The sequence below is a fragment of the Streptomyces sp. NPDC046203 genome, assembly GCF_040646255.1.
In the GTDB taxonomy this organism is placed as follows: Bacteria; Actinomycetota; Actinomycetes; order Streptomycetales; family Streptomycetaceae; genus Streptomyces.
On record NZ_JBEYZX010000044.1, the window covers coordinates 16,969 to 36,985 of the forward strand.

19 protein-coding genes and 1 pseudogene are annotated in these 20,017 nt (G+C 73.0%); 11 read left to right on the forward strand and 9 right to left on the reverse strand.

Annotated features, from left to right (window positions below):
• The first annotated feature begins 95 nt into the window (after window positions 1-95).
• From ABZ990_RS25320 to ABZ990_RS25330, 3 genes are all read left to right on the forward strand, one after another.
• A complete protein-coding gene (locus tag ABZ990_RS25320) occupies window positions 96-1,247 on the forward strand; it encodes an acyl-CoA dehydrogenase (protein ID WP_361235869.1) in 1,152 nt (383 codons plus the stop codon).
• Between the two features lie 83 nt (window positions 1,248-1,330).
• Complete coding sequence (locus ABZ990_RS25325) at window positions 1,331-2,116, forward strand: electron transfer flavoprotein subunit beta/FixA family protein (protein ID WP_361235871.1); 786 nt, start codon at window positions 1,331-1,333, stop codon at window positions 2,114-2,116.
• A 33-nt stretch (window positions 2,117-2,149) separates the two neighbouring features.
• Window positions 2,150-3,106 (forward strand): electron transfer flavoprotein subunit alpha/FixB family protein, encoded by a 957-nt coding sequence (locus ABZ990_RS25330; RefSeq protein ID WP_361235874.1) that lies wholly within the window; start codon window positions 2,150-2,152, stop codon window positions 3,104-3,106.
• 62 nt (window positions 3,107-3,168) lie between these two features.
• Here ABZ990_RS25330 and ABZ990_RS25335 read toward each other — a convergent pair whose 3' ends face one another.
• The 3 genes from ABZ990_RS25335 to ABZ990_RS25345 all read right to left on the reverse strand — a co-directional run bounded on the left by ABZ990_RS25335 (window position 3,169) and on the right by ABZ990_RS25345 (window position 5,363).
• A complete protein-coding gene (locus ABZ990_RS25335) occupies window positions 3,169-3,567 on the reverse strand; it encodes a hypothetical protein (protein ID WP_361235877.1) in 399 nt (132 codons plus the stop codon).
• Window positions 3,568-3,804: 237 nt separating this feature from the next.
• Window positions 3,805-4,518, reverse strand: a complete 714-nt coding sequence (locus ABZ990_RS25340) for a TetR family transcriptional regulator (RefSeq protein ID WP_361235879.1) — start codon at window positions 4,516-4,518, stop codon at window positions 3,805-3,807.
• A gap of 83 nt (window positions 4,519-4,601) precedes the next feature.
• Complete coding sequence (locus tag ABZ990_RS25345) at window positions 4,602-5,363, reverse strand: SDR family NAD(P)-dependent oxidoreductase (RefSeq protein WP_361235882.1); 762 nt, start codon at window positions 5,361-5,363, stop codon at window positions 4,602-4,604.
• Between the two features lie 351 nt (window positions 5,364-5,714).
• On the opposite strand from ABZ990_RS25345, the gene ABZ990_RS25350 reads away from it, so the two are divergent.
• From ABZ990_RS25350 to ABZ990_RS25365, 4 genes are all read left to right on the forward strand, one after another.
• Window positions 5,715-6,140: an SMI1/KNR4 family protein gene (locus tag ABZ990_RS25350; RefSeq protein ID WP_361235884.1), complete on the forward strand. Its 426-nt coding sequence runs from the start codon at window positions 5,715-5,717 to the stop codon at window positions 6,138-6,140.
• Window positions 6,141-6,248: 108 nt separating this feature from the next.
• Entirely contained in the window at window positions 6,249-6,710 is a 462-nt protein-coding gene (locus tag ABZ990_RS25355) for a glutaredoxin domain-containing protein (RefSeq protein WP_361235887.1), read from the forward strand.
• Between the two features lie 41 nt (window positions 6,711-6,751).
• Window positions 6,752-6,946 carry a hypothetical protein gene (locus ABZ990_RS25360; protein ID WP_361235890.1) on the forward strand — a complete coding sequence of 65 codons (195 nt, stop codon included), beginning with the start codon at window positions 6,752-6,754 and terminating at the stop codon, window positions 6,944-6,946.
• A gap of 152 nt (window positions 6,947-7,098) precedes the next feature.
• Complete coding sequence (locus ABZ990_RS25365) at window positions 7,099-7,674, forward strand: PaaI family thioesterase (RefSeq protein WP_361235893.1); 576 nt, start codon at window positions 7,099-7,101, stop codon at window positions 7,672-7,674.
• 110 nt (window positions 7,675-7,784) lie between these two features.
• Here ABZ990_RS25365 and ABZ990_RS25370 read toward each other — a convergent pair whose 3' ends face one another.
• Window positions 7,785-8,939, reverse strand: a complete 1,155-nt coding sequence (locus tag ABZ990_RS25370) for an acyl-CoA dehydrogenase family protein (RefSeq protein ID WP_361235896.1) — start codon at window positions 8,937-8,939, stop codon at window positions 7,785-7,787.
• Between the two features lie 128 nt (window positions 8,940-9,067).
• Here ABZ990_RS25370 and ABZ990_RS25375 point away from each other — a divergent pair, with 128 nt between their 5' ends.
• From ABZ990_RS25375 to ABZ990_RS25385, 3 genes are all read left to right on the forward strand, one after another.
• Window positions 9,068-9,670: a TetR/AcrR family transcriptional regulator gene (locus ABZ990_RS25375; RefSeq protein WP_361235899.1), complete on the forward strand. Its 603-nt coding sequence runs from the start codon at window positions 9,068-9,070 to the stop codon at window positions 9,668-9,670.
• 252 nt (window positions 9,671-9,922) lie between these two features.
• A complete protein-coding gene (locus tag ABZ990_RS25380; protein ID WP_361235902.1) occupies window positions 9,923-10,630 on the forward strand; it encodes a TNT domain-containing protein in 708 nt (235 codons plus the stop codon).
• The gene (locus ABZ990_RS25385; protein WP_361235905.1) at window positions 10,627-10,866 is read left to right on the forward strand and encodes a hypothetical protein; all 240 of its coding nucleotides are present in this window, start codon (window positions 10,627-10,629) and stop codon (window positions 10,864-10,866) included. Before ABZ990_RS25380 ends, ABZ990_RS25385 begins: the two co-directional genes overlap by 4 nt.
• A 67-nt stretch (window positions 10,867-10,933) precedes the next feature.
• Here the strand turns inward: ABZ990_RS25385 and ABZ990_RS25390 are convergent, their stop codons facing one another.
• The 5 genes and pseudogenes from ABZ990_RS25390 to ABZ990_RS25410 form a co-directional block, all read right to left on the reverse strand.
• Complete coding sequence (locus ABZ990_RS25390; RefSeq protein ID WP_361235907.1) at window positions 10,934-12,055, reverse strand: XdhC/CoxI family protein; 1,122 nt, start codon at window positions 12,053-12,055, stop codon at window positions 10,934-10,936.
• 79 nt (window positions 12,056-12,134) lie between these two features.
• Window positions 12,135-13,601, reverse strand: a complete 1,467-nt coding sequence (locus ABZ990_RS25395) for an NCS2 family permease (protein WP_361235910.1) — start codon at window positions 13,599-13,601, stop codon at window positions 12,135-12,137.
• Between the two features lie 243 nt (window positions 13,602-13,844).
• The gene (locus ABZ990_RS25400) at window positions 13,845-16,247 is read right to left on the reverse strand and encodes a molybdopterin cofactor-binding domain-containing protein (RefSeq protein WP_361235913.1); all 2,403 of its coding nucleotides are present in this window, start codon (window positions 16,245-16,247) and stop codon (window positions 13,845-13,847) included.
• 152 nt (window positions 16,248-16,399) lie between these two features.
• Window positions 16,400-17,026 (reverse strand): annotated as a pseudogene (locus tag ABZ990_RS25405) ((2Fe-2S)-binding protein); the annotation flags it as partial.
• Between the two features lie 2 nt (window positions 17,027-17,028).
• On the reverse strand, window positions 17,029-17,922 hold the full coding sequence (locus ABZ990_RS25410) for a xanthine dehydrogenase family protein subunit M (protein WP_361235916.1): 894 nt from the start codon (window positions 17,920-17,922) through the stop codon (window positions 17,029-17,031).
• A gap of 348 nt (window positions 17,923-18,270) precedes the next feature.
• On the opposite strand from ABZ990_RS25410, the gene ABZ990_RS25415 reads away from it, so the two are divergent.
• Entirely contained in the window at window positions 18,271-19,962 is a 1,692-nt protein-coding gene (locus ABZ990_RS25415; RefSeq protein ID WP_361235919.1) for a PucR family transcriptional regulator ligand-binding domain-containing protein, read from the forward strand.
• The last annotated feature ends 55 nt before the right edge of the window (window positions 19,963-20,017 follow it).

Below are 20,017 nucleotides of genomic sequence, written 5' to 3' on the forward strand. Positions count from 1 at the left end.
TTTTGCTGAGGGTACTCAGTGCCAGACGGTGTCGCGCACCCTCCGCACCGCACGTCGCACCCACATCACCCGCACCACAAGGGGAGCCCCGGAACATGGCCAAGGACTTCGACCTGTATCGCCTGTCCGAGGAGCACGAGATGCTCCGGGAGACGGTCCGCTCGCTGGCGGAGGCGAAGATCGCTCCGTTCGCCGCCGCGGTGGACGAGGAGGCCCGGTTCCCGCAGGAGGCGCTGGACGCGCTGGTCGCGGCCGATCTGCACGCGGTGCACGTGCCCGAGTCCTACGGCGGCGCGGGCGCGGACGCGCTGGCGACGGTGATCGTGATCGAGGAGGTCGCGCGGGCGTGCGGGTCCTCGTCGTTGATCCCGGCGGTGAACAAGCTGGGTTCGCTGCCGGTGATCCTGTCGGGGTCGGAGGAGCTGAAGGCGAAGTACCTGGGGCCGCTGGCCTCGGGTGAGGCGATGTTCTCGTACTGCCTGTCGGAGCCGGACGCCGGTTCGGACGCGGCGGGCATGAAGACCCGCGCGGTCCGTGACGGGGACTTCTGGGTCCTCAACGGTGTGAAGCGGTGGATCACCAACGCCGGGGTGTCGGACTTCTACACGGTGATGGCCGTCACCGACCCGGAGAAGCGGTCGAAGGGCATCAGCGCCTTCGTCGTGGAGAAGTCGGATGAGGGTGTGTCGTTCGGGGCGCCGGAGAAGAAGCTCGGGATCAAGGGCTCTCCGACCCGTGAGGTCTACTTCGACAACGTGCGGATCCCGGCCGACCGGATGATCGGCGCGGAGGGCACCGGGTTCGCCACCGCGATGAAGACCCTGGACCACACCCGTATCACCATCGCCGCGCAGGCCCTCGGTATCGCGCAGGGCGCGCTCGACTACGCCAAGGGCTACGTCAAGGAGCGCAAGCAGTTCGGCAAGCCGATCGCCGACTTCCAGGGCGTGCAGTTCATGCTCGCCGACATGGCCATGAAGCTGGAAGCCGCGCGCCAGCTCACCTACGCCGCCGCCGCGAAGTCGGAGCGCGTCGAGGGCGACCTCACCTTCTTCGGCGCGGCCGCGAAGTGCTTCGCGTCCGATGTCGCGATGGAGGTCACCACCGACGCCGTCCAGCTCCTGGGCGGTTACGGCTACACCCGTGACTACCCCGTCGAGCGCATGATGCGCGATGCCAAGATCACCCAGATCTACGAGGGCACCAACCAGGTCCAGCGCATCGTCATGGCCCGCAACCTCCCGTAGGGACTGATGGCGGGTCCCGGCCCGAGGGGGCCGGGGCCCGCCGAACTCCCCCTCACCACCCGCCCGTTGAAAGGAGACAGGCCGTGACCCTGAAGATCGCTGTCTGTGTGAAGTACGTTCCCGACGCCTCCGGCGACCGCGGTTTCGCCGACGACCTGACCACCGACCGCGAGGACGTCGACGGCCTCCTTTCGGAGCTCGACGAGTACGCGGTCGAGCAGGCGCTGCGGATCTCGGAAGAGGCGGACGACGCCGAGGTCACCGTCATCACCGTCGGCCCGGACGATGCCAAGGACGCGCTGCGCAAGGCGCTGTCGATGGGCGCCGACAAGGCCGTCCACGTCACCGACGAGGACATCCACGGCACCGACGTGATGGGCACCTCCGCGATCCTCGCCAAGACCCTGGAGAAGACCGGCTTCGACCTGGTCGTCTGCGGGATGGCCTCGACGGACGGCGCGATGGGCGTCCTGCCGGCACTGCTCGCCGAGCGGCTGAACCTGCCCCAGATGACGCTGCTGTCCGAGGTCTCCGTCGAGGACGGCCTGGTGAAGGGCCGTCGCGACGGCGACGCCGCCAGCGAGCGGCTCCAGGCCCCGCTGCCGGCCGTCGTGTCGGTCACCGACCAGTCGGGCGAGGCTCGTTACCCGTCCTTCAAGGGCATCATGGCCGCCAAGAAGAAGCCGGTCGAGGAGCTGGACCTGGACGACCTCGGCATCGACGCCGACGAGGTCGGTCTCGCGGGTTCGTGGACCCTCGTCGGTGCGGTCGCGGCGCGCCCCGCCCGTACGAAGGGCACGATCGTCACGGACGAGGGCGACGGCGGAAAGCAGCTCGCCGCGTTCCTGTCCGGCCAGAAGTTCATCTGACCCACCGTCACCATCCCTCAGGAGCAAGGAATCATGGCTGAGATCCTGGTTCTCGTGGACCACGCCGACGGTGCGGTCCGCAAGCCGGCCCTCGAACTGCTCACGCTGGCCCGCCGGATCGGCGAGCCGTCCGCCGTCGTCCTCGGTGCCGGCGAGGCCGCCGCCTCGATCGCGGCGACCGCGGGCGAGTACGGCGCGGCGACCGTGTACGTCGCGGACGGCGCCGAGTTCACCGAGCAGCTCGTCGTGCCGAAGGTCGACGCGCTCGCCCAGATCGCGAAGGACAAGGGCGTCGCCGCCGTTCTCGTGACCTCGTCCGGCGAGGGCAAGGAGGTCGCCGCGCGCGTGGCGCTGCGCCTCGGCTCCGGTCTGATCACGGACGCGGTGGAGCTGGAGGCCGGCGAGAACGGCCCCGTCGCCACCCAGTCGGTGTTCGCCGCCTCGTACCAGGTGAAGTCGACCGTCTCGCACGGCGTGCCGGTCGTCACCGTCAAGCCCAACTCGACCGCCCCCGAGGCCGCTCCGGCCGCCGGCACGGTCGAGAACGTGTCGGTCGCCTTCACCGGCAACGCCGCCACGGTTCTCTCGCGCACCCCGCGGGTCTCCACCGGCCGCCCCGAGCTGACCGAGTCCGCGATCGTGGTCTCCGGCGGCCGAGGTGTCGGCGCGGCGGAGGGCTTCGAGGTCGTCGAGAAGCTCGCCGACTCGCTCGGCGCGGCCGTCGGCGCCTCCCGCGCCGCGGTGGACGCGGGCTGGTACCCGCACGCCAACCAGGTGGGCCAGACCGGCAAGCAGGTCTCGCCGCAGCTGTACATCGCGGCGGGCATCTCCGGCGCGATCCAGCACCGGGCGGGCATGCAGACGTCGAAGACGATCGTGGCCGTCAACAAGGACGCCGAGGCCCCGATCTTCGACCTGGTCGACTACGGCGTGGTCGGCGACCTGTTCGCCGTACTGCCCCAGCTGACGGACGAGATCGGCGCCCGCTGACCGTCCCGCTACGGAGAAGGGGGGTGGTGGCACTCTGTGCCACCACCCCCCTTCCGTCGTGTTCAGTACCAGTGGTCGACCGGGGCCTCTTCGCAGAGCCGGACGACCGGCCGACGGCCCGGGACGGCGGCGTCCTGGGCGAGCCTGACCCGGACGCCGGGCCGGACCGCGTGCGGCGGGCCGTCGACGCGGCAGCGGACCACGAACCCCTCGGCCATGTGCACCGGCCAGAGGTCGGCCTGGGCGGCGCTGACCCCGCGCCGTACCGAGATCACGCCCTCCCCCGCGCTGAGTTCGGGCGCCAGCTCGGTGGACCCGCAGGTCGGGCAGAGCAGACGCTGGAAGGCGATGGTGTGGCACCAGCGGCAGCGCTGGAAGTAGAGCTCGGACTCGTCGACCGGGGCCTCGGCCAGGGCGGCGCCGGCCTCGTTCGGCAGGCCCGTGGATCCGGTGGGGAACACGATGCTTCTCCTTGCACTGGGCGGCTCAACCGTGCACGGCGCAAAGATATGGCACTGAGTGCCAGAAAATAAAGACCCGAGTTCCCTCATGTGACGATACTGAGATCCCCGTGAGTCCGGGGAGTCCCGGGAGTGTGCGGGGAGCCGCCCGGACCTCTCGGACCCCACGGGTCACCGGGCCCCGGGGCCCCTTCGGTACTCCTGGTGCTCCTGGTGCGCCCGGTGCGCGCGTCCCGCTCAGTCCTCGCCGAGGCTCGCCTCGACCTCGCGCACCACCCGCCACATCGGCGTGGACCGCTTGGCGATCACCACGACCACGTCGTCCGGCTCGCGCTCGCCCGCCGCCGGCCCCGCCCCGCCGGGCACGCCGTCCGGGTGCCAGGTGTCCCGTACGAACTCCAGGGCCCGGTCCACCTCGGCCAGCGGGTCGCCGACCCCGCCCGACCGCAGCCAGTGCCGCAGCACGTGGTTGTGGGCGGCCACCACGGCGGCGGCGAGCACATTGGCCCGCAGGGTGCCGTCGCGGCGGTCGGCGAAGCGGGTGCGCAGATAGTCGCCGAGGGTCTTCTCGTACCGCCAGACGACGGAGAGTTCGTAGGTGCGCAGCCCGGTGACCTCGCGGGTGAGGCGGTAGCGCTGGACGGAGAAGGTGGGGTTCTCCGCGTACATCCGCATGACGAGCCGGGTGGCCTCGCAGACCCGTACCAGCGGGTCGTCGCCGTCCTCGCTCGCGGCGAGGAACTCGGTCATGTCGGCGAGGCTCTGTTCGTGGTCGGGGAAGACCACGTCCTCCTTCGACGGGAAGTAGCGGAAGAAGGACCTCCGGCCGACCCCCGCCGTGCGGACGATGTCGTCGATCGTCGTCTGCTCGTAGCCTCGCTCCAGGAAGAGCTGGAAGGCCGCCGCGACGAGGGAGTCACGCATCGAGGGCTTGGCGGGGTGGCTGCTCATGTCCCGAACCTAGCACTCGGATCCCTCGCGCGACGGCACTAGGTGCCACGGATGGATCGTGGTCGGCGGCGCCGAAGGAAGCGTCAGCGGGCGGCCATGCGCAGGGCGCCGTCCATCCGGATCGTCTCGCCGTTGAGGTAGTCGTGCTCGGTGATCATGGTGACCAGCCGGGCGTACTCCTCGGGAAGGGCGAGCCGCTGCGGGAAGGTCACGCCCGCCGCGAGACCGGCCCGGATCTCCTCGCTGAAGGCGGCCATCATCGGGGTGTCCACGATGCCGGGCGCGATGGTGACCACCCGGATGCCGTACTGCGCGAGGTCACGGGCCGCGGTGATGGTCATGCCCGCGACGCCCGCCTTGGAGGCGGCGTACGCGATCTGGCCGATCTGCCCCTCGAACGCCGCGATGGAGGCGGTGTTGACGACGAGACCGCGCTGCCCGTGCGCGTCCGGCTCGTGCCGGGCGATGGCCTCGGCGGCGAGCCGCATCACATTGAACGTCCCGACCAGATTGACGTCGAGGACCGTACGGAACAGCTCCAGGTCGTGCGGGCCCTTGCGGCCGAGCAGCCGCGCGGAGGGCGCGATCCCGGCGCAGTTGACGGCGAGCCGCAGCGCGGCGCCGTCCTCCTCGATCCGGGCGAGCGCGGCCCGTACCTGCTCCTCGTCGGTGACGTCCGCCGCGATCAGGGTGATCCCGTCGGCCGGCGTCCCGGCCCCGGCGACCGCCTTGTCGAGGTCCAGCCCGTAGACCGTGGCCCCCTTCGCGGCGAGCGCGGCGGCGGTGGCCGCTCCGAGCCCCGAAGCGGCACCGGTGACGAGCGCGGCGGAACCTGCGATGTCCATGGAACTCCTCGTACGTACCCCCGGCGCCGGGTGCCGGCCGCCGGGTCGAGTGGATGGCCCCGCCGCGCCTCGCCTCGTGGGCGGCGCGGTCACGGGTCCGAAGACCGGGCACGGTCGACGCGCCCCACCCTATCGACCGGGTGCCCGAGGCCAACTCCCCGGCGGGGGACGGAATCTCCTGGTCGGGGGCGAGAGCCGTGCCGGGGCAGTGAGCGGCGGGATCCGGCCGGGACGTACTGTTCGGCCGATGGTCGGCCCACCGACCTCGGTGCGGTGCGGATTCGGTCTCCGCGCGAGGGTCGCGGACCGCCCCAACCCGCCCCGACCTGACAGAGAAAGGTCTCCTCGCCTATGTGGACCAAAACCCTCAGGGCCCTGCCCGGCACGGCCGTCCTCGGCTCCCCCGCTCCGGAGGCCGCGCTGAGCCGCTGCGCGGCGGCCCTCGGCCATCCACTGCCCGCGGACCTCATCGCGCTCCTCCGCGCGAGCGACGGCATCGAGGGCGAGTACGGAGACGGGCTCGTCTGGCCTGCCGAGTGCATCGGTACAGAGAACCGACGCCTTCGCGACGACGCCGAACTGGCCTCCCTCTATATGCCGTTCGACCCGCTGCTCTTCTTCGGGGACGCGGGAAACGGGGACCTGTTCGCACTCCTCTCCGGAATCGACCGGCCGGACGTCTTCGTCTGGGACCACGAGACCGACAGCCGTACATGGGTGGCACCGAGCCTGGCCACCTGTCTCGATTGGCGACTGACGGGACGGATCGAGCTGTAGACCGCGTCCACGGCCCGGCCCCTCCCGCCGGGTCGGACCCGGCGGGCCGGCCCCGGTGGCCTCCTCCGTTCGGCGGACCGCGCGGCGGAATCCTGCTTCGATACGGGCATGATCCGTGCCTGGCTGATGTCCGCCCTGCTCGTGCTGTGCGGCCTGCTCGTCGGCGCCTCCCTGCTCCTGGGCGGTTCGAGCGCGCCCTCCGCCGTCGTACCGGTGCTGTTCCTGCTGCTCGCCTGGACGCAGTCGCCGCTGTTCTTCCCCCGCCGTCTGGACGCGGCGGAGGCGCGGCGGCGCAGCGCCGCCGACGGGCGCCCGGTGATCTACTGGCGGCCCGGCTGCACGTTCTGCCTGCGGCTGCGGATCCGGCTCGGCCGCCGCGCCCGCCGGGCGTACTGGGTCGACATCTGGCGGGACCCCGAGGGCGCGGCGGTGGTGCGGGCGGCGAACGGCGGGGACGAGACCGTCCCGACGGTCGTGGTCGCCGACCGGCCGCACACCAACCCCGATCCGGGCTGGGTACGCGTCGTCCTGGACGCGCTCCCGGCGCCGGGCGGCCGGAACGCCGCCTGAGATCCCTTCCCCTGGGACGGCTTCTCGTCGATGATGGCGGCGTGGCTCACCGCATCACCGCTCTCCTCACGGTCGTCGGCGTCGTCGGCGGCACCCTGTTCCTGGCCGCCGCCATCGACGCGTTCCGCGCCGGGGGAACGCCCGTCTGGCTCGTCGCCGGAGGGGGTGTGTTCCTCGGCACCGTCCTCGCGCGCGTCCGCGACGCCCGCCGCCCGCGCGCCCTGAACGAGTTCTGAACACCCCTTCCGCTCAAGGCTCCTGAGACCTGGGTCTCGTTCCCCTCGCGTATCGGACCGGGCGGGTTACGGTGCGACGGCCGTCGCCCCGGACCCGGTTCGTCCGGCGGCCCGGCCGAGACCGGACGTCATACGCGCTTGGAGGGAACGACGTGTCAGAAGCGGAAGCGGAAGCGGAAGCGGGGCCGGACGAACCCGGCATCCACACGGCCACCGTCGAATGGCGCGACCAGGGACCGCTGTTCGCGACCCGGGCCGATGCCACCGGTCTGGCGTATCTGCGCGGAATGGTCTCCGGCGAGGTCGTCCCGCCACCCGTCGCGCAGGTCCTCGGGATCGAGGTCGTCAAGGCCGATCCGGGTGCGGTCCGGTTCACCATGCCGGTCCAGGACTTCGCGGCGAACCATCTGGGCGTGCTCGCGGGCGGCATCCTGTCGACCGTCATGGACGCGGCGCTCGGCTGCGCCGTCCTCTCCGCGGTCCCCGAGGGCAAGGACGTCGTCACCCTCGATCTGAACGTGGACTTCCTGCGCCCGGTACGCGAGGCCACGGGCCCCGTCACGGTGGACGCCGAGGTCGTCCATCTGGGCCGTAGCCGCGGCCTGGCGTCCTGCAGGGTCGTGGACGCCGACGGCCGGCTGTGCGCGGTCGGCAAGAGCAGCTGCATGATCCGCGACAAGGTCCGCGCCCCGGCCGCCGCACCGGCCGACGGGGAGACCGGCACGTAGGTCACCCGACGAGCTGCGCACCGGAGTTGAAGGCCGGCCGGGTGTCGCGCGCGAGCGACACCCGGGAGTCGGGGGCTGTCCGGCCGATGGCGTTTTCCAGGGGTTGCCCCCTACTTCTCCGGCGTGGTCAGCTGGCGGCTGATGACCAGGCGCTGGATCTGGTTGGTGCCCTCGAAGATCTGCATGATCTTCGCCTCCCGCATATAGCGCTCCACCGGGAAGTCGCGGGTGTAGCCGTAGCCGCCGAGGACCTGGACCGCGTCCGTCGTGACCTTCATCGCGGCGTCGGTGGCGACGAGCTTGGCCACGCTGGCCTGGCGGCTGAAGGGGCGGCCGAGGTCGCGGCGGCGGGCCGCGTCGAGGTAGGTGGCGCGGGCCGTGTCGACGGCGGCGGCCATGTCGGCGAGGAGGAAGCCGAGCCCCTGGTGGTCGATGATCTTCCGGCCGAAGGTGGTGCGCTCGTTGGCGTAGGCGACGGCGGCGTTCAGGGCCGCCTGGGCGAGCCCGGTGGCACAGGCGGCGATGCCGAGCCGGCCGGAGTCGAGGGCGCTGAAGGCGATCTGGAGGCCCTGCCCCTCGGTGCCGATGCGCCGGTCGGCGTCGATCAGGGCGCCGTCCCAGTAGGCGGAGGTGGTGGGCACGGCCTGGAGGCCCATCTTGCGTTCGGGCTTGCCGAAGCTCAGGCCCTCGGCGGTGCCGGGGGCGAGGAAGCAGGAGACGCCGTGGCCGCCGGGGCCGGTGCGGGCGAAGAGCGCGTAGAAGCCGGCCTTGCCGCCGTGGGTGATCCACGCCTTGGTGCCGGTGATCCGGTACGCGCCGCCGTCCTCGGTCGCCTCCGCCTTGCAGCTCAGCGAGGCGGCGTCGGACCCGGCCTGCGGCTCGGAGAGGCTGTAGCCGCCGATCCGCCGGCCTTCGAGCATCCCGGGGAGCCAGCGCTCCTTCTGCTCGGCGGTGCCGAAGGCGTACAGCGGGTGGCAGGCGAGCGTGTGGACGCTGGTGGCGACGGCGACCGCGGCCCAGCGCGCCGCGAGCTCCTCCAGGACCTGGAGGTAGACCTCGTAGGGCTGACCGCCGCCGCCGTGCTCCTCGGGGTACGGCAGGCCGAGCAGCCCGGCCCGGCCGAGGGTCGCGAAGAGGCCCTCGGGGTACGTCTCCGCGGCCTCGTGCGCGTCGACGCGCGGGGCCAGTTCGTTGTCGGCGATCTCCCGCACGAGAGCGAGGAGGTCCGCGGCCTCGGGGGTGGGGAGCAGGCGGTCGACGTCCATGGGGACTCCATCACGGCGCAAGGGGCGAACTGCGAAACGGTACTGGAAAGGGTACGGCAGTACCGTTGAGAGTAGCGCAGAAGGATCTTCCCGCAACCCCGGCCCGGCGGGACCGGCATACTGGTCGGGTGATCGAGACCCCCGCCGCCGCCCCCCGCCTCACGGGACGCGGTGCGGCCCGGCGCACCGAACTGTTCGAGGAGCTGGTGGCACTCCTGGTGGACGAGGGATTCACCCGGTTCACCCTGGACGACCTCGCCGCCCGGCTGCACTGCTCCAAGCGCACCCTCTACGGCCTCGCGGGCAGCAAGGAACAGCTGGTCCGCGCCGCCGTGGTGCACTTCTTCCGGCGCGCCACCACACGGGTCGAGGCGGCCGTCGCCGCCGAGTCCGACCCCGCCGGGCGGCTCGCCGCCTATCTGCGCGCGGTCTCCGCCGAACTCGCCCCGCTCTCCCCTCGGTTCTTCGACGACGTAGCCTCCTTCGAGCCGGCCGCCGAGGTGTACGAGCGCAACACCCGGGCCGCCGCGGGCCGGGTCCAGCAGCTCATCGAGGAGGGCGTGGCGGCCGGGGCGTTCCGCGAGGTCCACGTCGCCTTCGCCGCCGACGTCATCGCCTCCGTCATGGTCCGCATCCAGCGGCGCCAGGTGGCCGCCGCCACCGGACTCGCCGACGCGGCGGCGTACGAGCAGCTGTCCGAGCTGCTGCTGGGCGGGCTCCGCAAGGGCTGAACCGGGCGGGGCGCAAGCCGGCAACCCGCGCCTCGGCCCCGGCCCGCACCCCGACGCCCGCGCCCCGGCCGGTCCGCGACCTCCCGACCTCGAACCGCCCGCCTGAAACCACCCACCCCCGCCACCCGTCGCATTCCCGCAATTCCCCTGCCGCTTCTGGCTGATTCACGCCGAAAACCCGTCACCCACCGCGAGCGATCCACTACCGTGTGCGGCGCACCTCCCCACCCCCCGTCACAAGGAGAACTCCGCGTGGAGCGCACCCGTACGGCCGCGAGGATCCGCACCGTCCTCGCCGGGCTCGGCGTCACCGCCACCCTCACCACCGCGATCCCGGCGACCGCCGAGGCCGCCCCGGCGGCAGCCCTGCCCGCACCCCGGCCCGCCGCCGCGGCGGCGCCCGAGCAGTGCACGGGCGAGTTCCAGGGCGACGCGCGCCTCGGCCCGCAGCACCTGCCCAAGCAGTGGCAGAAGCCGGTGGGCCCGCTGCTGCGCGGCTACCACCGCACCGGGCGGCTCTCGTCCGCGGACTTCCTGAAGAAGTACTGGGAGGGCCCGGCCGACACCGGCGGCTGGAAGTACCCGCCGAACGACGGCTTCGGCGAGGTCAACGGCAAGGTCGACAAGGCCCCGGAGCAGCTCGCCGAGGGCGAGCGGCTCGACCGCTTCGGTTCGGAGTACGGCGGCTATCTCGCCCCGGCCGGCGACTCCTACGCCAAGCGGGCGCTGCCCCCGCAGAGCCTCAACACCCGTGAGGCCGCCTTCCCTTGCGACTACCACGTGTACAAGGTGACCCGGAGCTTCGTCGTCTGGGAGGGCTCCATCGCGCCCTGGTTCGAGCAGCCGGGCGGCGGCCGTCAGATCAAGCTGGACCCGGTCTTCCTGAACCCGGGCGAGGGGCAGCGCCTCAACGTCAAGTGGCTGCTGGACAACGGCTACTTGGCCCGCGTCGCGGGGTGAGCGGACGGCGGGAACTCGCGCGGGCACTCCGGGAGGCCGGGGTGCCCGGCGGGCACTACTGGATCGAGGGCGTCCACGAACCGGCGCCCACGCCACCGGACTTCGTCTACCTCCGGTCGACACCGGACGGTTCGGGGTGGGAGACCGGGGTGTACGAGCGCGGCGCGCACCATCCGGTCGGGCGGTACGCCGACGAGTCCGCCGCCTGCGCCGGCTTCCGTACGCTCACACTCTGACGCGAGCGCCCCACCGCCGAACCACCGCCCACCGAACCACCGCCCGCTGCCCTCCCCTTACGGAGGCTCACACGGTCCCGGCGGGCTCCCGGCCGTCGTGATGGATCGGGGTGTCCGCGCCGGTGAGCGCCGCGCCGCTGCCCCCGCGCCGGGTCGCGACGATCTCGGCGGCGATGGACAGCGCGGTCTCCTCGGGCGTACGGGCACCCAGGTCGAGCCCTATCGGCGAGCGCAGCCGGGCGAGTTCGGCCTCCCCGACCCCCGCCTCGCGCAACTGCCGCGCGCGGTCCTCGTGCGTACGGCGGGAGCCCATCGCGCCGACGTAGGCGACCGGCAGCCGGAGCGCGGCCTTGAGCAGCGGGACATCGAACTTGGCGTCGTGGGTGAGGACGCACAGCACCGTGCGGGCGTCGACCGCGGTGGACTCCAGATAGCGGTGCGGCCAGTCGACGACGATCTCGTCGGCGTCGGGGAACCGGGCCTTGGTCGCGAAGACGGGGCGGGCGTCGCAGACGGTGACGTGGTAGCCGAGGAAGGCGCCGACCCTCACGAGTGCGGCGGCGAAGTCGACGGCCCCGAAGACGATCATGCGCGGGGCGGGCACCGAGGACTCCACGAGGACGGTGACCGGCTCTCCGCAGCGGCTGCCGTCCGCGCCGATCTCCACGGTGCCGGTCCGGCCCGCGTCCAGCATCGCGCGGGCCTCCCCCGCGACGGTGCGGTCCAGGTCGGGGTGGCCGCCGAAGCCGCCCTCGTACGTCCCGTCGGGGCGTACCAGCAGGGCCCGGCCCAGCAGTTCGCCCGGTCCGGCCACGACCCGGGCGAGCGCCGCGGCCCGCCCCGCGGCGGCGGCCTCGACCGCGCCGGCCAGCACCGGGCCGCGGAGCGGGGTGACCAGGATGTCGATGACACCGCCGCAGGTGAGGCCGACGGCGAAGGCGTCCTCGTCGCTGTAGCCGAAGCGCTCGACGACGCTGCGGCCGTCCTCGATCGCCTGCCGGCACAACTCGTAGACGGCGCCCTCCACACAGCCGCCGGACACCGACCCGACCGCCGTGCCCTCGCGGTCCACGGCGAGCGCGGCACCGGGCTGCCGGGGCGCGCTGCCGCCGACGGCCACCACGGTGGCGACAGCGGCGTCGCGCCCCCGTTCGACCCACCGGTGCAGTTCCTCGGCGATGTCCAGCATCTCGTCACTCCTCGGGACGGGTGGGGGCGCGCGGCCCCGTACGGATCCCGACCGGGGCCGCGCCGGGTCCGTACGGCCGTCAGCCGACGCCCAGCCAGCTCTCGATCGGATGGATCGCGAAGTAGACCACGAACACGACGGTCAGCGCCCACATCAGGACGCCGACCTCACGCGCCCGGCCCTGCACGGTCCGGATGACGGTGGAGGAGATGATGCCCGCCGCGACGCCCGCGGTGATGGTGTACGTGAAGGGCATCAGGACCACCGTGAGGAACACCGGGATCGCGACGGAACGGTCGTGCCAGTCCACGTGTTTGGCGTTCTGCATCATCATCGAGCCGATGACGACCAGGGCCGCCGCGGCGACCTCCTGCGGCACGATCGCGGTGAGCGGGGTGAAGAACAGGCACAGGGCGAACAGCGCGCCGGTGACCGTGGCGGCGAGGCCGGTCCGGGCGCCCTCGCCGACGCCGGTGGCGGACTCGACGAACACGGTCTGGCCGGAGGCGCTGCCCACACCGCCGATGACACCGCCCGCGCCGTCGATGAACAGGGCCTTCGACAGGCCGGGCATCCGGCCCTCGGCGTCGGCCAGTTTGGCCTCGGTGCCGACACCGAGGATGGTCGCCATGGCGTCGAAGAAGCCCGCGAGCACCAGGGTGAAGACGATCATCGTGATGGTGAGGTAGCCGACGTCGCCCCAGCCCCGGAAGGTCACGTTCCCGAGCAGGGAGAAGTCGGGCATGGAGACGGCGCCGCCGTGCAGGACGGGCGGGCCGGCGAACCACGCCGTGGCCGGGATGTGGGCGACGGCGTTGAGCAGGACGGCGAGACCGGTGCCCGCGATGATGCCGATGAGGATGGCGCCGGGGATCTCGCGGGCCTGAAGCACGAAGATCAGCAGCAGGGTGATCGAGAAGATCAGCACCGGCCAGCCTTCGAGCTGACCGGCCGGGCCGAGGGTGACGGGTCCGCCGCCGGCGGCCGGGTTCTTGTGCACGAAACCGGCCTTCACGAAGCCGATGATCGTGATGAACAGGCCGATGCCGATGGTGATGGCGTGCTTCAGGCCGAGCGGGATCGCGTTCATGATCATCTCGCGCAGGCCGGTGACGACCAGGAGGCAGATCACGGCGCCGTACGCCACCGCCATGCCCATGGCCTGCGGCCAGGTCATGACGGGGACGACCTGCGAGGCCATCACACCGGAGACGCTGAGCCCGGCGGCGAGGGCCAGCGGCACCTTGCCCCACAACCCCATCAGCAGGGTGGTGGCGGCGGCGCACAGGGCGGTGGCGGTGATCAGCGCGGGCTGGCCGAGGACATGCCCGTCGATGTCCTTGCCGGACAGGATCAGGGGGTTGAGCAGGAGGATGTACGCCATCGCCATGAAGGTGGTGACGCCGCCGCGGAGCTCGGTCCCGACGGAGGAACCTCGTTCCGAGATGTGGAAGTAGCGGTCGAGCCAGGACCGGTCGGCGGGATCGCGCGGGCCGCTGCCCGCGCCCTCCGCCGGGGTCCCCGGCTCCACTGACGGGTGGGTCATGGGCCTGTCTCCCAGGGTTCGGGGGCACCCGCAAGGATCTCCGAAATCGGCCGGGAAGTGCGGGAGGCGGGGTGCGGGACGCCCGATGGGTCGTACGGCGAGGGGGCGCGGGAGGTACGACCCGGGTGACGGCCCGGCCGGGACACGCCCCCGGACCGTACGGCCAGGACCTCTCCTCGTACCGACGCGCACCCCGCGCCGTACCGCCCCTCCCCGCCCTCGTCCCGGCCGCCCCCGCCCGCCCTACGCCGTGCCCGTCAGATGCTCCGGCCGGACCGGAGTCTTCGTCAGTTCCAGCCCGGTCGCGTCCCGGATCGCCGCGAGGACGGCCGGGGTCGACGACAGGGTCGGTGCCTCGCCCGCGCCCCGCAGACCGTACGGCGCGTGGGGGTCGGCGAGTTCGAGCAGGTCGACCGGGATCGCGGGGGTGTCGAGGATGGTGGGGATGAGGTAGTCCGTGAAGGACGGGTTGCGCACCTTCGCGGTCGCCGGGTCGATCACGATCTCCTCCATGACCGCCACGCCCAGGCCCTGGGTGGTGCCGCCCTGGATCTGGCCGACGACGGACAGCGGGTTGACCGCCTTGCCGACGTCCTGCGCGCAGGCCAGTTCGACGACCTTGACCAGGCCCAGCTCGGTGTCGACCTCGACGACCGCGCGGTGCGCGGCGAAGGAGTACTGGACATGGCCATTGCCCTGCCCGGTGCGGCGGTCGAGCGGCTGGGTCGGGCGGTGCCGGTACTCCAGCTCCAGGTCGATCACCGTCTCGCCGAGGACCTCGGCGAGCCCGGCCAGGACCTCGCCGCCGTCCGTGACGACCTTGCCGCCCTCCAGCCGCAGCTTTGCCGTCGCCCACGCGGGGTGCAGGGCTCCGAACCGGCTCCGGCCGAGCGCGAAGACCCGCTCCCGGACGGCCTCGCAGGTGTTCTTCACCGCGCCGCCGGTCACATACGTCTGCCGGGACGCGGAGGTCGAACCGGCGGACCCGACCCGGGTGTCGGCCGGATGGAGGGTCACCTGGGTGACGCCGAGTTCGGTACGGGCGATCTGGGCCTGGACGGTGACACCGCCCTGTCCGACCTCGGCCATGGCGGTGTGGACGACGGCGACGGCCTCGCCGGCGACGGCTTCGAGCCGGACCCGGGCGGTGGAATAGTCGTCGAAGCCCTCGGAGAAGCCGACGTTCTTGATGCCGACGGCGTAGCCGACACCGCGCACCACGCTCTCGCCGTGGGTGGTGTTGGAAAGGCCGCCGGGCAGCTGGCGCACGTCGGCGCCCTCGGTGGTCTCCCACTGGCGCTCGGGCGGCAGCGGGCGGGCCTTGACCCGGCGCAGCAGTTCGGCGACCGGCGCCGGGGAGTCGACGCGCTGGCCGGTGGGCATGAGGGAGCCCTGTTCCATGGCGTTGATCCGGCGGAACTCGACGGGGTCCATGCCGAGCCGGGCGGCGAGCTTGTCCATCTGCGCCTCGTACGCGAAGCACGCCTGCACCGCGCCGAAGCCGCGCATCGCGCCGCAGGGCGGGTTGTTGGTGTAGAGGGCGAGGGCCTCGATGTCGACGGCGTCGACGACGTACGGGCCGGCGCCCAGCGAGGCGGCGTTGCCGACGACCGCCGGGGAGGAGGACGCGTAGGCGCCGCCGTCCAGGACGATGCGGCAGGTCAGATGGGTGAGCCGGCCATCCTTGGTGGCACCGTGCTCGTACCGCAGCTTCGCGGGGTGGCGGTGGACATGGCCGAAGAAGGACTCGAAGCGGTCGTAGACCATCTTGACGGGCTTGCCGGTGCGCAGCGCGAGCAGACAGGCGTGGATCTGCATGGAGATGTCCTCGCGGCCGCCGAAGGCGCCGCCGACCCCGGCGAGGGTCATGCGGACCTTGTCCTCGGGCAGACCGAGGACCGGGGCCATCTGGGCGAGGTCGGCGTGCAGCCACTGGGTGGCGACGTAGAGGTCGACTCCGCCGTCCTCGGCGGGCACCGCGAGGCCGGACTCGGGGCCGAGGAAGGCCTGGTCCTGCATGCCGAAGGTGTACTCGCCCTCGACGATCACCTCGGCCCGGGCCCGCGCGGCCGCCACGTCGCCCCGGACGACGGGCTGGCGGTGGAGGATGTTGGGGTGCGGGACACGGTCGGCGTAGTGGTCGGTGCGGTGCTCGTGGACCAGCGGGGCGCCGGGGGCGGTGGCCGATGCCTCGTCGGTGACCAGCGGCAGTTCGCGGTACTCGACCCGGATCCGGGCGGCGGCCCGGCGCGCGGTCTCGGGGTGGTCGGCGGCGACGAGGGCGACCGGCTCACCGTGGTGGCGCACCTTGCCGTGGGCGAGGACCGGGGTGTCGCGGATCTCCAGGCCGTAGTGCTTCACCTCGGTCGGCAGGTCGTCGTAGGTCAGGACGGCGTGGACGCCGGGGGTCGCGACGGCCTCGGTGATGTCGAGGGAGACGATCTCGGCGTGGGCGACGGTGGAGCGCAGGGTGTGGCCCCACACCATGTCCTCGTGCCACATGTCGGAGGAGTAGGCGAATTCGCCGGTGACCTTCAGGGTGCCGTCGGGGCGCAGGGTGGACTCGCCGACGCCGCCCCGGTGGTGGTCCTGGGTGAGGCCGGTGGGGGTTCCGGCGGGTGCGGTACGGGTGGACGGCCGGGTCATCGCGGTCCCTCCTCGTCGCGGTCGTGGCGGTCGTGACGGTCGTGGCTGCCGTGGCGGTCGTGGCGGTCGTCGCCCGGCAGACCGTCCGTCCGGCCGGCCTCGGGGCTGCCCTGGTGACCGTCCGTCAGGCTGACCGTCCGACCGTGACCGTCCACCGGGCTGTCCTGGCGGGCGGCGGCGAGGCGGACCGCGTCGAGGATCTTCTCGTATCCCGTACAGCGGCAGAGGTTGCCGGAGAGCGCCTCGCGGATGTCCTCGTCCGTCGGCGAGGGGTGACGCTCCAGCAGATCGTCGGCGGCGACGAGCAGTCCGGGCGTACAGAAGCCGCACTGGACGGCGCCGGCGTCGAGGAACGCCTGCTGGACGGGGGACAGCGCGGCGGGCCCGGGTACGGCGGGCCCGCCTTGGCCGCCCGCTCCCGGCTCCTCCTCGTCGGGCCGGGCCCGCCACCGGCGCGCCTCGTCGAGCGAGGTGCCGTCCGCCGGGCCGGTCCCGGGCGCGCCGGCCTCCGTGCCCGTACGCCCGCGCCGCTCGGCGTACCGGGCGAGGCCCTCGACCGTATCGATTCTGCGGCCCTCGGCCTGGCCGGCGGCGACCAGGCAGGCGCACACCGGAACGCCGTCGAGCCGGACCGTGCAGGACCCGCATTCGCCCTGTTCACAGGCGTTCTTGGAGCCGGGGAGCCCCAGCCGCTCGCGCAGGACGTACAGCAGGGACTCGCCCTCCCAGACGTCGTCGGCCGTCTGCGCGCGGCCGTTGACGGTGAAGTGGACTCGCATGGTCATGCAGCTCCTTCGAGGGTGCGCCCGGCACCGTTGCGGTACTGCTCCCAGGCCCAGCCGAGGGTGCGCCGGGCCATGACGCCCACGGCGTGCCGGCGGTACGCGGCGGTGCCCCGTACGTCGTCGATCGGGGCGCAGGCGCCGGTGGCCAGCTGCGCGAACTGCCGGGCGACCGACGGGGTGATGATCTTCCCGTTGTCCCAGAAGCCGCCTTCTTCGAGCGCCGCGTTCAAGAACTCCTCGGCGGCGCGCGCCCGTACGGGGGTCGGGGCCGCCGAGCCGATGCCGGTGCGCACGGTCCGGGTCTCGGGGTGCAGGGCGAGGCCGAAGGCGCAGACGGCGATCACCATCGCGTTGCGGGTGCCGACCTTGGAGAACTGCTGGGGGCCGTCCGCCCTCGCGATGTGGACGGCCCTGATGAGTTCGTCGGGCTCCAGCGCGTTGCGCTTCACACCCGTGTAGAAGGCGTCGATGGGGATACGGCGGGTGCCGCGCACCGATGCGACCTCGACCTCGGCGCCGGCGGCGAGCAGCGCGGGGTGGGCGTCGCCGGCCGGGGAGGCGGTGCCGAGGTTGCCGCCGACGCCGCCGCGGTTGCGGATCTGCGGGGAGGCGACGGTGTGCGCGGCGAGTGCCAGGCCGGGCAGTTCGCGGCGCAGGTGCTCCATGATCCGGGTGTACGGGACCGAGGCGCCGAGCCGCACCGTGTGCTCGCCGACCTCCCAGGTGTTCAGCTCGTCGATCCGGGTCAGGTCGAGGAGGTACGCGGGGCGCCGGTGGTCGAAGTTGATCTCGACCATGACGTCCGTGCCGCCCGCGAGGGGTACGGCCGCGGGGTGCTCGGCCTTGGCCGCGAGCGCCTCCTCCCAGTCGGCGGGGCGAAGGAAGTCCATGCTGGCTCTCTTCTGCTGGGTGATGCGGGACGGCGTACGGGGCCGGGGGCGAGGAGCCGGCCGGAGGCGTGTCGTACGGGCCCGGGAAGCCCTGCGGCCGCTGTCGCCGTGTGCTCGCCCCACACAACCCCACACCCCGGATGTGATCCAGTACACAAGCCCGGGTGTCCGGGGTGCAGTGACAGAAACCATGAAGCGGTTGGCTGCCAGGCGCCGTCGTCTTGTAGATTCGAACGAACGACGGAAGCGCGGTGCGCTCTCCGTTCCCCCGAACGCGATGGCCCCGGGCCGCCGTCGTTCACCCCACCCCATGACGGACAACGGACGAGAAGGAACGGCGGCGACATCATGCGGCTGCGCGCACTGCTGGAGAACGACGCGCTGGGGCTGCGGCTGCTCGGCGGCGCGGAGGCGCTGGACCGTACCGTCCGCGGCGTGATGACCACGGATCTCAAGGACCCGAGCCGCTATCTGTCCGGGGGCGAGGTGGTGCTCACGGGGCTCGCCGGGCTGCGGGAGCCGGCCGACGTGGAGGTCTTCGTCCGTGCCGTGACGACCGCCGGGGTGGCCGCGGTCGCCGCGGGCGAGGTCGAGCTCGCGAGCGTCCCCGCGCTCGTGGAGACGTGCGCGCGGTACGAGCTGCCGCTGTTCGCGGTGAACGAGTCCGTCGCGTTCGCGACGATCACCGAGCACGTCGTACGCCAGGTGTCCGGCGAGCGGGCGGGCGATCTGGCCGCCGTCGTGGACCGCCACCGGCGGCTGATGACCTCCGGCCCGGCGGGCGGCGGCCCCGATGTCGTCCTCGACCTGCTGGGCTCCGACCTCGACCTGCGGGCCTGGGTCTTCTCCCCCACCGGCCGCCGTATCGCGGGCGCCGGGGAGCCGCTCGACGCCGAGGTGGCCGCCACTCTGGCGGGCGAACACCTGGCCGCGACCCGCGCCGGGCGGCGCGCCCCGCACCGGGTCACCACCGGCGGGACGACGTACTCCCTCTTCCCGATCCGCAACACCGCCCGCACCGCCGCGCCGGGGCCGCGCGACGTGCGCGAGACCGTGCTGGCCGACTGGCTGCTCGCCGTCGAGGCCGACGCCGCCGAGTGGCCGCCGGCCCGGATGGACCTGCTCCAGGGGGTCACCCAGCTGATCGCCGTGGAGCGCGACCGGCGCGACGCGGCCCGTACGGTGCGCCGCCGGCTCGCCCAGGAGGTCCTGGAGCTGGTGCAGGCGGGCGCGGTGCCCGCCGAGATCGCCGCCCGGCTGCGGGTCGCCGCGCCGGTGCTGCTGCCCGGCTTCGGCAACGCGCCGCACTGGCAGGTCGTCGTCGCCCGCCTGGAGTGGGCGCAGGAGCCGGGGCAGAACCCGATCGACAGCGGGCATGTCGCCCAGGCCCTGCTGGAGGAGATCCTGGTCGATCCGGCCGCCACGGGCCCGGACTCCGCCGACCGGATCGCGGTCGCGCACAGCGGCGACGAGGCGATCGCGCTGGTCCCGCTGGCCGCCGCGCCGCTGCCGGAGTCCGAGGACGGGCTGCCGTCCGCGGCGCTCGGTCTGCACGCGGACGTGCTGCTCAAGGCCATCCGCGGCCCGCTGTCCGCCGGGCTCGGCGAGGACGGGCGGCTCACCCTGGGCGTCAGCGCCTCGGTGCACTCCGCGGAGGGGCTGCGCGGGGCGCTGGAGGAGGCCCGGCACGCCCGCCGGGTCGCCGCCGCCCGCCCGGGCCGGGTCTGCGCCGCCGGGCACCACGAGCTGGCCTCGCACGTCCTGCTGCTGCCGTTCGTCCCGGACGACGTCCGGCGGGCGTTCACCGCGCGGCTGCTCGACCCGCTGCGCGACTACGACCGGCGCCACCGGGCCGAGCTGATCCCGACGCTGGAGGCGTTCCTCGACAGCGACGGCTCGTGGACCCGCTGCGCGACCCGCCTGCATCTGCACGTGAACACGCTGCGGTACCGGGTCGGGCGGATCGAACAGCTCACGGGCCGCGATCTGTCCCGGCTTGAGGACAAGCTCGACTTCTTCCTGGCGCTCCGCATGAGCTGAGCGGCGTAGGCCGCACGGATCGTCGCCCGGGCCACCGTATGGGCCAGGCCATCCC

Excerpts from the sequence above, each read along its gene's own strand:
- ABZ990_RS25320 (WP_361235869.1), top strand. The coding sequence starts at position 96 with ATGGCCAAGGACTTCGACCTGTATCGCCTGTCCGAGGAGCACGAGATG.
- ABZ990_RS25330 (WP_361235874.1), top strand. The coding sequence starts at position 2,150 with ATGGCTGAGATCCTGGTTCTCGTGGACCACGCCGACGGTGCGGTCCGC.
- ABZ990_RS25340 (WP_361235879.1), bottom strand. The coding sequence starts at position 4,518 with ATGAGCAGCCACCCCGCCAAGCCCTCGATGCGTGACTCCCTCGTCGCG.
- ABZ990_RS25345 (WP_361235882.1), bottom strand. The coding sequence starts at position 5,363 with ATGGACATCGCAGGTTCCGCCGCGCTCGTCACCGGTGCCGCTTCGGGG.
- ABZ990_RS25350 (WP_361235884.1), top strand. The coding sequence starts at position 5,715 with ATGTGGACCAAAACCCTCAGGGCCCTGCCCGGCACGGCCGTCCTCGGC.
- ABZ990_RS25355 (WP_361235887.1), top strand. The coding sequence starts at position 6,249 with ATGATCCGTGCCTGGCTGATGTCCGCCCTGCTCGTGCTGTGCGGCCTG.
- ABZ990_RS25370 (WP_361235896.1), bottom strand. The coding sequence starts at position 8,939 with ATGGACGTCGACCGCCTGCTCCCCACCCCCGAGGCCGCGGACCTCCTC.
- ABZ990_RS25390 (WP_361235907.1), bottom strand. The coding sequence starts at position 12,055 with ATGCTGGACATCGCCGAGGAACTGCACCGGTGGGTCGAACGGGGGCGC.
- ABZ990_RS25395 (WP_361235910.1), bottom strand. The coding sequence starts at position 13,601 with ATGACCCACCCGTCAGTGGAGCCGGGGACCCCGGCGGAGGGCGCGGGC.
- ABZ990_RS25400 (WP_361235913.1), bottom strand. The coding sequence starts at position 16,247 with ATGACCCGGCCGTCCACCCGTACCGCACCCGCCGGAACCCCCACCGGC.
- ABZ990_RS25410 (WP_361235916.1), bottom strand. The coding sequence starts at position 17,922 with ATGGACTTCCTTCGCCCCGCCGACTGGGAGGAGGCGCTCGCGGCCAAG.
- ABZ990_RS25415 (WP_361235919.1), top strand. The coding sequence starts at position 18,271 with ATGCGGCTGCGCGCACTGCTGGAGAACGACGCGCTGGGGCTGCGGCTG.